The 14169-nt window shown below is 53.1% G+C and carries 12 protein-coding genes; all 12 read left to right on the top strand.

All coding sequences use genetic code 11. From position 1 onward, the window contains the following. Nucleotides 1-35: 35 nt before the first annotated feature. The 12 genes from asnB (at nucleotide 36) to Q7U76_06240 (ending at nucleotide 13994) form a co-directional block, all read left to right on the top strand. Nucleotides 36-1880: an asparagine synthase (glutamine-hydrolyzing) gene (asnB, locus tag Q7U76_06295; protein ID MDO8355982.1), complete on the top strand. Its 1845-nt coding sequence runs from the start codon at nucleotides 36-38 to the stop codon at nucleotides 1878-1880. 137 nt (nucleotides 1881-2017) lie between these two features. Then, nucleotides 2018-4069 carry a Gfo/Idh/MocA family oxidoreductase gene (locus tag Q7U76_06290; protein MDO8355981.1) on the top strand — a complete coding sequence of 684 codons (2052 nt, stop codon included), beginning with the start codon at nucleotides 2018-2020 and terminating at the stop codon, nucleotides 4067-4069. Beyond that, nucleotides 4066-4875, top strand: a complete 810-nt coding sequence (locus Q7U76_06285; GenBank protein MDO8355980.1) for a class I SAM-dependent methyltransferase — start codon at nucleotides 4066-4068, stop codon at nucleotides 4873-4875. Before Q7U76_06290 ends, Q7U76_06285 begins: the two co-directional genes overlap by 4 nt. A gap of 24 nt (nucleotides 4876-4899) precedes the next feature. Beyond that, on the top strand, nucleotides 4900-5664 hold the full coding sequence (locus Q7U76_06280; protein ID MDO8355979.1) for a GDSL-type esterase/lipase family protein: 765 nt from the start codon (nucleotides 4900-4902) through the stop codon (nucleotides 5662-5664). Nucleotides 5665-5838: 174 nt separating this feature from the next. Then, on the top strand, nucleotides 5839-6900 hold the full coding sequence (gene rfbB / locus Q7U76_06275) for a dTDP-glucose 4,6-dehydratase (protein MDO8355978.1): 1062 nt from the start codon (nucleotides 5839-5841) through the stop codon (nucleotides 6898-6900). Then, nucleotides 6897-7799: a dTDP-4-dehydrorhamnose reductase gene (gene rfbD, locus Q7U76_06270; GenBank protein MDO8355977.1), complete on the top strand. Its 903-nt coding sequence runs from the start codon at nucleotides 6897-6899 to the stop codon at nucleotides 7797-7799. The genes rfbB and rfbD overlap by 4 nt, the downstream gene beginning before the upstream one ends. Next, nucleotides 7796-8677: a glucose-1-phosphate thymidylyltransferase RfbA gene (gene rfbA, locus Q7U76_06265; GenBank protein ID MDO8355976.1), complete on the top strand. Its 882-nt coding sequence runs from the start codon at nucleotides 7796-7798 to the stop codon at nucleotides 8675-8677. Before rfbD ends, rfbA begins: the two co-directional genes overlap by 4 nt. A gap of 80 nt (nucleotides 8678-8757) precedes the next feature. Beyond that, entirely contained in the window at nucleotides 8758-9303 is a 546-nt protein-coding gene (rfbC, locus tag Q7U76_06260; GenBank protein ID MDO8355975.1) for a dTDP-4-dehydrorhamnose 3,5-epimerase, read from the top strand. Between the two features lie 170 nt (nucleotides 9304-9473). Next, the gene (locus Q7U76_06255; protein MDO8355974.1) at nucleotides 9474-10214 is read left to right on the top strand and encodes an ElyC/SanA/YdcF family protein; all 741 of its coding nucleotides are present in this window, start codon (nucleotides 9474-9476) and stop codon (nucleotides 10212-10214) included. Between the two features lie 526 nt (nucleotides 10215-10740). Next, nucleotides 10741-11451: a glycosyltransferase family 4 protein gene (locus Q7U76_06250; GenBank protein MDO8355973.1), complete on the top strand. Its 711-nt coding sequence runs from the start codon at nucleotides 10741-10743 to the stop codon at nucleotides 11449-11451. A 47-nt stretch (nucleotides 11452-11498) separates the two neighbouring features. Further along, complete coding sequence (locus Q7U76_06245; GenBank protein MDO8355972.1) at nucleotides 11499-12824, top strand: glycosyltransferase; 1326 nt, start codon at nucleotides 11499-11501, stop codon at nucleotides 12822-12824. A gap of 174 nt (nucleotides 12825-12998) precedes the next feature. Then, nucleotides 12999-13994: a glycosyltransferase family 2 protein gene (locus Q7U76_06240; GenBank protein ID MDO8355971.1), complete on the top strand. Its 996-nt coding sequence runs from the start codon at nucleotides 12999-13001 to the stop codon at nucleotides 13992-13994. The last annotated feature ends 175 nt before the right edge of the window (nucleotides 13995-14169 follow it).

Raw genomic sequence — 14169 nt, 5'->3', positions numbered from 1 at the left:
TCTTCCATTGGTTTGAAGAGAAGGGAACAAGACGTATGTGTGGCATAGTCGGCTTGGTCTATGCTGATCCTGCAAGGCGATGTGAGCAGGACCTGATCACGAAGATGCGAGACATCTTTGCTTACAGGGGGCCTGATGACGCGGGGCTGTATCTCGATGGCCCTGTTGGGCTCGGACAGCGCCGACTGAGCATCATCGACCTCGGTGGCGGGCACCAGCCGATGTCGAATGAAGAGGGGTCGCTCTGTATCGTATTTAACGGTGAGATCTATAACTACCGCGTATTGAGACAAGAGTTGATCGCGAAGGGGTACCGCTTTCGGACCGAGAGCGACACCGAAGTGATTCTCCATCTCTATGCCGAGCGTGGAGAGGCCTGCGTCCATGCGTTGAACGGTATGTTCGCGTTTGCGATCTGGGACAAAAAACGCCGCCAACTATTTCTTGCCAGGGATCGCATGGGTGTGAAGCCTCTGTATTATGCCTCTGCGCCGGGTGGCTTCATTTTCGGTTCAGAAATCAAGGCGGTCCTTGCGAGCGGGATGATTTCTGCTCGTTGCCGGGAAGAGGCCGTGGCCGAGTACATGCTCTTCCGTCAGGTCGCCGGTCCAGAGAGCCTGTTCCGCGACGTCATGAGTCTTCCCCCTGGCTGCACCCTGACGCTTCGCGACGGCCATCTGCGGATTGCGCAGTATTGGTCTCCGAGGCCTTCCGGCGACCGGCAGCAGATGACCTATGAGGACGCACGACAGGCCTTTGCGGATTTGCTTGAAGATTCCGTGAAGCTACGTCTGATCAGCGATGTGCCGGTCGGGACGTTTTGCAGCGGCGGGGTCGATTCCAGTCTCGTGACCGCGATAGCCTCGAAACTCAAGGGAGGTCCGGTCAACACCTTTTCGATCGGATTCGACGAGCCCGAATATGATGAGAGTGCCTATGCGGCAATAGTTTCAAAAAAGTATGGAACCATTCATCACCCCCTGACTCTGAGCCATGTCGAGTTTAGTGAGCTCTTCCCCCGGATGGTATGGCATAACGACGAACCCCTGAACTTTGCCAATTCGATTCAAATCTTTGCGTTAAGCCGTCTGGCCAAGCAGCACGTCACGGTGGTCCTGACCGGAGAGGGATCGGACGAGTTGTTCTCCGGGTATCCCCGTTATCGAATTCCAGGGATCGCATCCTTGTACCGGCGTATTCCGAGCGCGATACGAAGCTTGTTGAAGATGTGGGGCCGTGCAACTCGTGACCATCGAGTGGAGAAGCTCGATCGCTACGTCGGCTGCTCTCCCGAGGAGACGTTGATGTACAACACGAGTGTCCTGCGTCCAGAGGTCGTGGCGTCCGCTTGTCCGCGGATACTCGGCGCAAATCTCGATTATCGACAGGCCTGTCTCAAGGGGACGGACAATTTAGGGTTGGATGCGGTCGCCCGTTTGTCGCTCCTCGATCAGGAATGTTTCCTCGTTTCCATTCTCAATCGACAGGATAAGATGAGCATGGCGGCGAGTATCGAGTCGCGCGTTCCCTTTATGGACTATCGGATTGTTGAGTTTGCGAATCGGCTGCCGACTGCGTACAAGCTGAGAGGCGGTGTCGGCAAGGCTATAGTCAAGGATGAGGCGCGCCTGTTGTTGCCAGCAGAAATCGTCGATCGGCGAAAGTCTGGTTTCGGCGTTCCACTGGAGCGTTGGTTCCGGTCGAACGAGGGGATGGGAGCGAGGATTGTGGCATTTCCAGACCAGGCCGACCCTGATTTGTTCGATCGTGTGGCGCTGCGTCGAATCGTGACGGAGCATCGGTCAAGTACGCATGACCATTCAGAGTTGTTGTGGACGGCGTTGAATCTTCATGTCTGGCGTGAAACGTTTCATTGCTAGAGTCATGTGCGGAAATGCATTAGAGTAAAGCCGCGGTTAACAATAGAAGGGACGATTGGATTTATTTCGAGCTGTTGAGGACAATTCCTCAAGAAAGAATTGCGCAATAGTCCGTGATAAACCGAGAATCGACTGACATGGGACAACAAGGTCACGCACAGATACCAGTAGATGTCGCTCTTATTGGTTGTGGCAAGATGGGCGTGCATCACGCCAAAGCTATCAAGGCGCATGGCGCCGGACGCATCATCGCATTGGCCGATCCCTCCGGTGATCGGTCAAAATTGGATGGGCTGGTGCCCCAGGATGTGCCATTTTTTACATCCGTTTCCGACTTGCTCAAGTCTGTCAAGCCGACAGTCGTTCACATCGCGACGCCACCTGCAACTCATGCCGAGTTGGCGATGTTGTGCCTCTCACACTGTGCGCATGTCTACGTCGAAAAACCGTTTACTCTTCGACTGGCCGATACGGAGGCGGTGCTCGATGCCGCACGGCGCGCAGGGCGATCGGTCTGTGCCGGTCACCAGTTGTTGTACGAGTCGCCGGCGCGGGCCTTGGCGGCGGCCCTTCCACTCATCGGTCGTGTGGTCCATGTGGAGAGTTATTTTTCGTTTAAAACGGTACGGAAGTCCAACGACGGGCGATCCTTGATGTCTCCGATCGATCAACTGCTCGATATTTTGCCGCATCCTGTCTACACCCTCCTCGACGCCTTAGGGGGAGCCGCCGGGACGGCACCGCAGCTGCAGTCGATGCTGGTCAGGCCTGAAGGGGAAGTGCATGCCATTCTGCAGGCCGGCGAGACCACGGGGGTATTGGTCGTTACGCTGCGAGGACGTCCGATCGATTCGTATCTTCGTGTGGTGGGGACCAGCGGATCACTTCGTGCGGATTTTGTCAGGGGGGCGCTCACGAAGTTGCCAGGACCTGGCACGTCAGCCGTGTCGATTCTTTCCAACCCCTATCGGGAGGGGTTGCAGATTCTGATCGGATCGACTCGGGGGTTTGCCTCGCGTATCCTTCATAAAGGAAAGGGCTATCCCGGTCTGGCCGAGTTGATCGAAGCTTTTTATGACAGCGTTCGCCAAGGCACTCCGCCGCCGCTGTCTCCCTCTTCCATCCGTGAGACGGTTCGTTTGTGTGAACAGGTCGGGGAAAAGCTGCGTAGCGCCAAGGCAGAATATGAGGTACGAGCGGAGGCGGACCTATCCGCTCGCGAGCGACAGCTTTCGCCGACCGATGTGAAGAAGGGCCGCGTCTTGGTTACAGGAGGAACGGGGCTGCTTGGCCGTGCAGTCGTCGCCGAGCTTCGTCAATGCGGATGGCCGGTACGCGCGCTTGGGCGGCGTGTGCCTCCTCCGTCTGAGCGACAGGCGGGGGTTGAGTATGTTGGCGCAGATCTTGGCGGAGATTTCGACGGGGCTGTCTTATCAGGAGTGGAGACGGTTGTGCATTGTGCGGCTGAGACCGCAGGGGGCAAAGAGGCTCATGAGCGGAACTCGGTCCTGGCGACAAAGAACCTTCTCCGTAGCGCGGCGAAGGCCTCGGTCAAGCGGTTTATCCATATCAGTAGCCTCGGCATCTTGAAGACCGGTAAAGAGATGGGTGGGCCGCTCGATGAGCGGACGCCGGTGGATGCCGGCAATCTGGCTCGGGGGCCCTATGTCTGGGGCAAGGCCGAATCGGAACGTGAGGTGATGGAGCAGGGGCCTCTACTTGGGTTGACGGTAAAGGTCATAAGGCCTGGCCCGCTGGTCGACTTTTCAGACTTTGAACCACCCGGACGACTCGGGCGTGAGCTGGGACCCGTCTATGTCGCGGTGGGGCCTCGGTCTAGCCGGCTGAGTCTGTGCGACGTGGGGACTGCTGCGAAAGTGATTCGGTCAACAGTGCAGGATATCGATGCCGCACCATCTGTCGTCAATCTTGTGGAGCCAGCTGCCCCCACACGAGAGGAATTGCTCGCACTGTTGCTGAAGAAGCGTCCGGATCTTAAGTCGATCTGGCTGCCGGCGGTCATCCTGTCGCTCCTTTCGCCGCTCCTGATTCTTCTTCAACAGATCATTCTTCGCGGCAAGACCCCCATCGATATCGCGGCTGCATTTTCCTCGGAACGCTATAACACAACAATCGCCGCTCAAGTAATTCAACGAGCCGGACAGACAACTAAGTCGAGGTTGACATGAACGAGTTGACCGAGAAAGCGGATGATGCGCACTCAGACTCAGCCATCCATCAGAAATGGGTCGCGAATTATCGTACAGCAGAGATGCAAGCGTTTTACGAAATGGCATTTGACTTGATTGCCAAGCGCTTGAATGCTCCCACCGACTCAATGATCCTGGACGCAGGTTGTGGAAGCTGTGCCAAATCGGTGCTCTTGGCGGCCAGAGGGTTCCGAGTGACTGCCAGCGACTACGCGGCCAACGCGTTGGAACTTGCTGCGAAGACAGTTCGCGAACGGGGATTTCAGAATCGGATTACGTTACAGCGAGAAGATATATTAGGACTTTCGTTTCCCGACAGGTCATTTCCCTATGTCATCTGCTGGGGCGTGTTGATGCATATTCCAGATCTGCAACGAGCATTGGCAGAACTGGCACGGGTCGTAGCACCGGGGGGCATGCTGGTCTTAAGCGAAGGGAATATGTACTCTATTCAGGCGGTGATAATGCGATGGCTCAAGAAGCTCCTCGGTCGTGAACGGGCCACGGTCGACAGGGTTGCGGGAGGAATTGAGTATACTGAAAAGACGAGCCAGGGTACGCTCTTAACACGGCAAACAGATATTCCATGGCTCATTGCCGAATGTGAACGGCTGGGTTTACGTCTGAAGGCACGGGAATGTGGTCAATTTACAGAGTTGTATGTGGCTGTGCCATGGCGGCCATTGAAGCGGCTTATCCATGGCTTCAACAAGGTATGGTTTCGATACATTAGGCTCGCCGGACCAGCGTTTGGGACTATTCTTGTCTTTGAAAAACCAAAATAGGTCTCAGAATATAGATTGGTTGATATGAAGAGCCGAATTCATCTATTGGTTCCGCTACAGCGATATGCACGGGCTGTGGCTGTTATTGCGATGAGTTCGTTGATCCCAATAGCGGTGAGCGGGGTTGAGTTGGGTAGCCTAGGGGGGCGCGCGGGGATGGATAAGGCAGAGGTGGGTTCAAAAACTCTTGTGGTTTTTGGGGCTTCATATGCCGGAGGCTGGGATCCAAAGCGACCGGTTGCCGGTTACAGTATGGTGAACAAGGGTGTGAGTGGGCAACAGTCGTTTGAGATGTTGGCTCGCTTCGAGGGAGACCTGTCAGGGTTAAAGCCTGATGCGGTGATCATTTGGGGGTTTATCAATGACGTGTTTCGATCTGATCGAGCACAGATTGACCAGACATTGCGGCGGACTAGGGAAAGCATGCTGGCCATGGTGGAGCTGGCCAAGAAATCGGGGATCAGTCCTATCCTCGCGACAGAGGTGACCATCCGGACCAAGGATGGGTGGCTAGAAGCATTGGAGTCAATGATTGGAAGGATCCTCGGGAAGTCAAGTTATCAGGATTACATCAACGGTCATGTAATAGAGACAAATCGTTGGATTAAAGAGACGGCGACTCGTCAGGGAATATTGCTGCTTGATCTGGAAGCGGTGCTTGCGGATTCACAGGGTACACGGCGCAAGGAGTTTGCCCAGTCAGACGGGAGCCATATTTCCGAGCGCGGGTATGAAGCGGTCACTCTATATACCGAAGATCGGTTGAGAACGTGGGGGGGCTCCCACTAGGAGATTGACTCAGGAGGAATATGGATGGCCAGCCGCTTTAATGAAGATCGGCCCATGCCGTATATTAATTTGACCATGTTCAACAATTGAGAGGTCGCCGAGCGCGCCTTTCCATTGTTTAGAGAATGCAGCGACGAAAGTTAACGGACATAGCGTAAAAGAGAGGGGAAGCGCGTGAGCATTCTAGTGACCGGTGGTGCCGGATTCATCGGCGCTAATTTTGTGTTGGACTGGTTCCGCCAGCATGATGAAGCGATCATCAACCTCGACAAACTGACCTATGCCGGCAATCTTGAGAGCCTTGCTCCACTGCAAGGAGATGCGCGATATCAGTTTGTTCGAGGAGATATAGGTGACAGCGCGCTGATGGCCCAGCTACTTACCCGGCACAGTCCACGCGCCATCATCAACTTTGCGGCGGAGAGTCACGTGGACCGCTCCATCCATGGGCCGGAAGAATTCATTCAGACCAACATCGTGGGCACGTTCCGTTTGCTCGAAGCGGTGCGTCAGTACTGGGGTGGCCTCTCGATGGAAGATCGGGCGCTGTTCCGGTTCCTCCATGTGTCGACCGACGAAGTCTATGGTTCGCTCGATCGTGATGAGCCAGCCTTTACGGAAGATCGTCGATACGAACCCAATAGTCCCTATTCGGCAAGCAAGGCAGCATCCGATCACCTGGTCCGTGCCTATCACCATACCTATGGAGTGCCGGTTTTAACGACGAACTGCTCGAATAATTACGGTCCATTTCAATTCCCTGAAAAGCTGATTCCTCTGGTCATTCACAACGCGCTGGCGGGGAAACCATTGCCGGTGTATGGCGATGGTCAGCAGGTTAGGGATTGGCTTTTTGTTGAGGATCATTGTAGCGCAATTCGACGGGTGTTGGAGGAGGGACGCCTAGGAGAGACTTACAATATTGGGGGAGCAAGCGAAAGGGTCAATCTGGAAGTGGTGCATACTCTCTGCAGAACATTGGATGAGCTTAGACCTAGGAGTGATGGGAAAAGCTATCAGGCGCAGATTACTTTCGTGAAGGATCGTCCTGGTCATGACCGTCGCTATGCGATCGATGCCAAGAAAATCGATCGGGAACTGGGCTGGAAGCCTGCTGAAACGTTCGAGACCGGTATGCGAAGAACCGTGCGCTGGTATCTGGATAACCAGCCGTGGGTTCAGAATGTGACAAGCGGGACGTATCGCTCATGGGTGGAGAAGCACTACAGCGCATGAAGATTCTATTATTTGGAAAAGAGGGGCAAGTCGGTTGGGAGTTGCAGCGTTCGTTGCTGACTGTGGGCGACATCGTCGCATCTGAACAACATGAGCTGGACTTGGAAGACTCGGAGGCTGTGCGTGGGTGGGTCCGCCGTCACGAGCCGGATGTCATCGTGAACGCAGCAGCGTATACGGCCGTGGATCAGGCAGAGTCAGACCCGGAGAAGGCATATCGGATTAATGCTGAAGCCGTTGGTGTGCTTGCTGAAGAGGCTAGCCGGCTCAATGCCTGGATGGTGCATTATTCGACAGACTATGTCTTTGACGGTACGAAAAATGGGCCATATGAGGAGGGCGATCTTCCCAACCCGCTTTCAGTCTATGGACGGACCAAGTTGGCAGGAGAAGAACGTATCAGGAATTGCCATGCGAAGCACATGATTTTTCGCACCAGCTGGGTCTTTGCCGCCCGTGGGAAAAACTTTGCGAAGACGATGTTGCGCCTTGCCAAGGAACGGGAGAAGCTCAACGTGATTGCCGATCAGCATGGCGCGCCGACTAGTGCAGAGCTGATCGCCGATGTCACGGCTCTTGCACTTCATCGGGCTGTGCACAGCAAGAACCATACAGATGTGGCGGGCACCTATAATTTGGTGGCGCAAGGTGAAACGAGTTGGCACGGCTATGCGCAATACGTGATCTCCGTGGCACGAGAGAGGGGGATCATTCTGAAAACCATCCCCGAAGAGATCTATCCGATCCAAACGGAGGCCTATCCCTTGCCTGCAAAGCGGCCGCACAACTCACGACTTAGCGTGTCAAAACTCACCAGTATGTTCGATGTGCATCTGCCTGACTGGCATATCCAGGTCAGGAGACTCATCGAAGAGCTGGCCCTACAAGGTGATCTATGAAACGTAGAGGCATTATATTGGCCGGTGGTACGGGATCCAGGCTCCATCCTGCAACTTTGGCCGTGTCCAAACAACTTCTCCCGATCTTCGACAAGCCAATGATCTATTACCCGCTCAGTACGCTGATGCTTGCGGGGATTCGTGACATCCTCATTATCTCAACACCGCAAGATACGCCTCGGTTTCAACAACTCCTGGGAAGCGGTGAGCAATGGGGCGTGAATCTCAATTATGCCGTGCAACCTTCCCCTGATGGTTTGGCGCAAGCCTTCATTATCGGCGAATCGTTTCTTGCCGGCGAGCCGTCCGTCCTTGTGCTTGGAGACAACATATTCTACGGGCATGATTTTCCTCAGCTATTGGGTCGTGCGATGCAGCGGAGCGGCGGGGCTACCGTGTTTGCCTACCATGTGCACGATCCTGAGCGGTATGGCGTGGTTGAATTTGACAGCAAAGGGCATGCGATCAATCTTGAAGAGAAGCCAGCCGTTCCCAAGTCAAACTATGCGGTTACAGGTCTCTACTTTTATGATAACCATGTCGTCGAATTGGCTAAACACCTGAAGCCTTCGGCAAGGGGAGAGCTAGAGATCACCCATCTCAACCAATTGTATCTGGAGCAAGGTAATCTCCACGTCGAAATCATGGGTCGCGGCTACGCATGGTTGGACACCGGCACTCACGAGTCGGTGCTTGAGGCCAGTCAGTTTATTGCGACGATTGAACGGAGGCAGGGGCTCAAGGTGGCGTGCCCCGAAGAAATCGCCTATCGGAGCAGATGGATAGATGCGTCTCAATTGGAAAAGCTCGCGCAGGCTCTCGTGAAAAACGAGTATGGCCGCTATTTGTTGCAGGTATTAAAAGAGCCGCTATTCTGACGCGCCGGCTTGGACTGTCGTTAGTATTAGGATTTGTCTGATCTTGCCTTGAATGGGAGATGAAAGGTGCGGGTTTAGTTATGCACATCACTCCGCTCGCCATACCGGAAGTATTGGTGGTCGAGCCTCGTGTCTTCGAGGACGACCGTGGCTTCTTTTTTGAAAGTTTTAACGGTAGAGCATTTGAAAAGGCTATTGGTAGACCGGTTGCGTTTGCTCAGGATAACCATTCCTATTCCTCAAAGAACGTGCTACGAGGTCTGCACTATCAAATACGACAGCCACAGGGAAAGTTGGTTCGAGCCATATCTGGGGTCATTTTCGATGTGGCGGTGGATCTTCGCAAGGGGTCTCCAACGTTCGGGCATTGGGTTGGAGATATCCTGAGTGCCGAGAATAGGAAGCAGATATGGGTCCCTGAGGGTTTTGCCCATGGATTCGCCGTAATGTCGGACCATGCCGAGGTTCTGTATAAAACTACGGACTATTGGTCGCCGGAAAATGAACGGTGCATTGTCTGGAACGACAAAATGTTAGGGATCAAGTGGCCGATCGATGGGCCACCTATCGTATCCTCCAAGGACGCAGGTGGTGCGACATTTCAGGCCGCGGACGTCTTTGTCTGACCTTCGCAGAGGACCTTCCGCTCATAGAGATAGTCGCTGTGGTTGCAGAGAGCATGATCGGTCTCAGCCCATCCCATCATGCAACGCCATTTTATAACGTCGCGAAATGTGGAGTCACGTTAGTAAAGGTTGACGATAATGAGGGAAGCTTTGCTGCTTAGGTGAGAGGAATGGTTGTACTTGAGGGTATTGTCAAGTATGTGGTCATGCCCTCGAGTATCGTTACGATAGGCTTGATTGCTGGCTTCGTTCTAGCCTGTATTCGTCCGGCACGGCGGTGGGGTGTTTCAGTTGGGGCTGTCGCGCTGGCGACATACGCTATTTTTGGGGCAGGCCCAGTTTCATTCTTCTTGCTTGGTTCTCTTGAATACCAGATTCCCCCAGCGACGATATTGGAGCAGAAAGAGACAGACACGATTGCGGTGCTCACCGGGTATGCCGAGTATGACTCCGACCATCCCTTGAGCAGCCAAGTTAATAGTGCCTCCGCATTTCGCTTGCTCGAAGTGCTGAAACTGTTTCGATCCGCGCCGAGTTCAACGGTGATCATTAGCGGGGCAGGGGAAGTGGCTACGATCATGCGTGACGTGCTCGTGTCATCTGGAATCCCTGTTGGGCAGGTTCGCGTCGACTCCGACTCGTTCAGTACCTTTGAAAGCGCGCGGCACCTTGCTCCTGTTCTCGGGAAGAAGCCATTTCTGCTCGTCACCTCGGCGGGGCATATGCCAAGGGCGATAGGGGCATTCCGGAAGGTTGGAGCAGCTCCTCTGCCTATGCCGACGCATTTTCTGACTCGGCGCAATTCGCTGGCCACTCAATATTTTCCGTCGCCGGTGCATTTAGAGTGTTCCGATCTGGCCTTTTCTGAATATGCCGCGCTGATTTGGTACTACTTGAATGGATGGATTTGATCCAGGAGCAAGCTGCCGCATGGTTGTGCCTTGAGAAACTCAGGATTCGGGGATGGGAGCGTCAGGTGATTAGGCGCTCTGTCTCGATGAGAGTTTGCGATGCTGGTTACGGTGAGGTCTTCATCGTGCGAGATAAAATTAAGAGTTGGTGAGAAAGCTGAATGATCTGGAATAAACGATTGAGCCGTCAGATGATAGGGGCACGATGACCTCTCCTTTTCGCACACTCGTGCTCACAAGCGGTCTCGACGATAAGAAGCCATGGTGGTGGGAGCACATTGAACATGATCCAGCCAGGTGTCAGCTCGACCACAAGAAGATATTGCTCAAGGGTGGAAGGTTAACCAGTGTATTTTCCTTTCGGTTCGTTGTATTTGTGGCTCAGGTCTTCTCCGTCGTGCTGGGCTCAAGGCATCGGTATCGCAATATTCTCACATTTGAGTGCGGATTTGAGTCGTTTCTCGTTGCATTTATTCAAACGTTAACCTGTTCCCGTCGGCCTAGGCACGTCATTCTGCAATTCATCATGAGAGAGAAAGATGAGAGTGTATTCTCAAGGTTGAAGTACGTCTTCATGCGGTGGTGTTTTTCCTCTGTGTATCTGTGTGTATGTTCCTCTCGTGCTGAAAGCTATTATTACCAGAAGGTGTTCGGGTGGCCCAGTACTAAGCTTCACTACATACCGCTTCATACCGATCCTCGTCTGTTAGAGCAGGGAAGTGGTAAAAACGATGGTGTTGTCCTCTCCGCCGGGCGGACGTTTCGTGATTATGGTACGCTTCTCGGCGCGTTCAGGCAGTTGGACGTGCCATTGCTCATCGTGGCTTCTCGATGGAGCCTCGATCCGAACGGCCTTCCTTCAAACGTGAAGATCCAGTATGACATGCCTGGCAGTGAGCTGATGTCGTTAATGGCTCAGTGTCTGGCTGTCGTCGTTCCGCTTGAGGAGCGAATGATTTCGATAGGTCAGAGCGTTGTGCTTCAGGCCATGACGCTTGGGAAGGCAGTTATCGCCACAAGGGTGAACGGAACCGAGGATTACATCGAACATATGGAAACAGGGATTTTAGTCCCACCAAAGGATCCTGGGGCGATTAGAGACGCAGTCGCGCTGCTCATTAGCAATGAAGATATTCGGCTGAAGTTGGGGCGTGCGGCTCAAGATCGCGTCAGGCAAATGTACCTGCCGGATCATTACGCAAAAGCTGTTTCAGCTCGGTTGCAGTTAGTTTCATAGGTTCTTCGACGCCCTGTAAATGGACGATAGCCAGAGGAGAAAGAACTGTGCTGGGTAGCCCTGGATTTACAGCAATAGCCGACTTGCAGAAAAAGCTTTTCCAGCTATGGCTAGTCAGAGCCGTGGTCGGATCATTTTTCCTTGTGCGTGGCTTGTGCCTCTTGGCTTTCGATCAATATAAGGGCATCTCCAATTTATGCTGGGTGTATAGAGTTTCCGGAGTAGGTCTGTTGTGCTCCATCGCATATCGAATCGTGACCGGTTTTATCTCGCGGAGAAGCGGGAGTGAAAGTCGACTCGTCAAGGCTTTCCTGGATAGCGAGGCCCCTGCCTTGTGTAAAAAACGGTTTTTAGGCGAGGCGTTTAATCTCGACTCAATGTTTCGTGATTTCATTGTACTCAAGCCGTCGTCTGAGGGTGAGAAGGGTGTTTTAGTGCTGGAGTATAGCCAGAAGTTTGATTTGTTCATTGCCCTCTTTGACCTTAACCGGATCATGAAAGACTATTACGTGGTTTTGGAGCCCTGCTGGGCGGGATATTGTGACCCCAGTATCCTTATGTTCGTCTCTTTCCTAAATGAAGTGATCGTTCAGTGTCCTGAGAACAATGATTTAGATTTCATTTCTGGCTTGAAGAGTAATCTCATTCCGATTGGTTTAGGCTCATCCGACTGGATCGACTCGGAACTGTTTGCCCCAAGGCAAGAGAAGCCCTTGAAGGAATATGATTTGGTTATGGTCGCCAATTGGGCGAAGCATAAAAATCACCGGCAGCTATTTAAAGCGTTGTGCCGCGTGAGGCATCGTCCGCTTTCTCTTTTGCTGATCGGAGTCGATTGGGGCGGTCGAACCGACAAGGACATCGTTTCAGAGATGAGTGAGTATGACCTCTCGCATGTAAAGCTGGAGATTAAGAAAAACATACCAGCCCGTGAAGTCGCCGACTGTCTCGAAAAATCAAAAGTTTTCTTGTTGCTGTCTGAAAAGGAGGGGAGTAATAGGGCGATCGTTGAAGCCTTATTCTCAGATGTTCCCGCAATCCTGTATGAGAAATTCATTGGTGGAGCTAGAGGGAAAATCAATGAGCGGACAGGAGTCTTGTCGTCGTTCCAGGACCTTCACGCAAAGATCGACTACATGCTGGAAGGGTATCGGCGTTTCACGCCGCGAGCGTGGGCGTTGGAGCATACTGGGTCAAAGAACGCTACAAGGAAACTGAATAGTTTACTCAAGACCATTGCTGAGTCGAAGGGCGAGAAATGGACTTCGGATATAGTGGAGAAAGTCAATAATCCAAACTTCTCTTATAAAGTTAAGGATTCGATTCCTCGAAGCCGACAAGCGAAGGCAATCGCAGAAGTTTATTATCGATGATGCTGTAAGGGCGAATTTCTTGATCGGCTGATCTCGCCCGGGTTGGATTCCCGTGAGAGTCCACAACTCTGAAGGGCTGACTCGGAAATTGTCCGTTGCTGGGTCTTAGTTGCGATGAAGCGGGTGAGTTCAGTTGTTTCAGGCGGCGGGAAGATTGGTCTCAGGGGAAAGTATATGAGCAGAGTAGCAGTCATTGTCGTCAACTACAATGCCGGCGATATGCTGCATGAGTGCTTGGCAGGGCTTGAAGCGCAATCTGTGAGGCCAGCGCGTGTGTTGGTGATGGACAATGGCAGTCACGACGGCTCACTCGATCGTTGCCAAGTCGATTTCCCATGGATGGAATTTCACCGGCTCAATGCGAATCTTGGTTTCGCCAGGGCAAATAACCTAGCAGTCGAGCTAGTTCCCGACTGCGAATGGATTGCCTTGCTCAACCCCGATGCGTTTCCCGATCGCTGCTGGCTCCAAGTGTTTGACGAAAGTGCAAGGCAAAACCCTGAAATTGACACGTTCGCGTCATGTATGGTTCGGGCCGACGGATCCGGCATCGTCGACGGGGCGGGAGATTGCTATCGCGTTGATGGGGTTGCATGGCCACGATATCAGGGTGAGTTAGTCTCTCGACTCCCACCAGATATTCAAGATGTTTTTGCCCCATGCGGTGGCGCCGGATTCTACAGGCGCACGGTCTTCGTAGAGGCTGGCGGTTTTAGCGAGCGGTATTTTTGCTACCATGAGGATGTCGATCTCGGTTTTCGTTTGCGATTGCAGGGTTGTCGCTGCCGATTCCTCCGTGATGCAATAGTTCGCCATGTCGGTTCTGCCATTGCAGGCAAAGGCAGTGACTTTTCTGTTTATCACGCACAACGAAACATGGTCTGGACCTATTTTAAGAATATGCCTTCTCCTTATTTTTGGATCTATTTGCCCGCCCATTTTCTTGTAAACATTGGTTCGGTTCTCTGGTTCGCGCTATACTGGCGCCGTTGGATCGTGTGGCATGCTAAGAGAGATGCGTTAAAGGCGCTTCCTTCCATATGGCGCGAGCGGCGAAAGATTCAGGCTGGTCGTCGTGTGTCGGCGCGTTTCGTGCTAGGGCCTATGGAGCATGGCACGGTGTTATCTTCAATCTTCCCCAAGCTAGTTAAACGCTTTCGGTATAGTTGAAAAAAGACGAGTTGAGCTTTTTCGTGGGCGTACCTAGCGCTATCTAGGGAGACCTGTGCCAGTCGGAGAAGGTGCTCACTTTAGTAACCTCTGATCTGGTAACGTATCTTCCTCATGCGCTGATGTCCTGGAGAGTTTGAAGTATAAAGCTCATTCTGGTGTTGGTCTCACCTGT

The sequence above is a fragment of the Nitrospirota bacterium genome, assembly GCA_030645475.1.
In the GTDB taxonomy this organism is placed as follows: domain Bacteria; phylum Nitrospirota; class Nitrospiria; order Nitrospirales; family Nitrospiraceae; genus Palsa-1315.
This window is presented reverse-complemented; position numbering and strand designations above follow the sequence as displayed.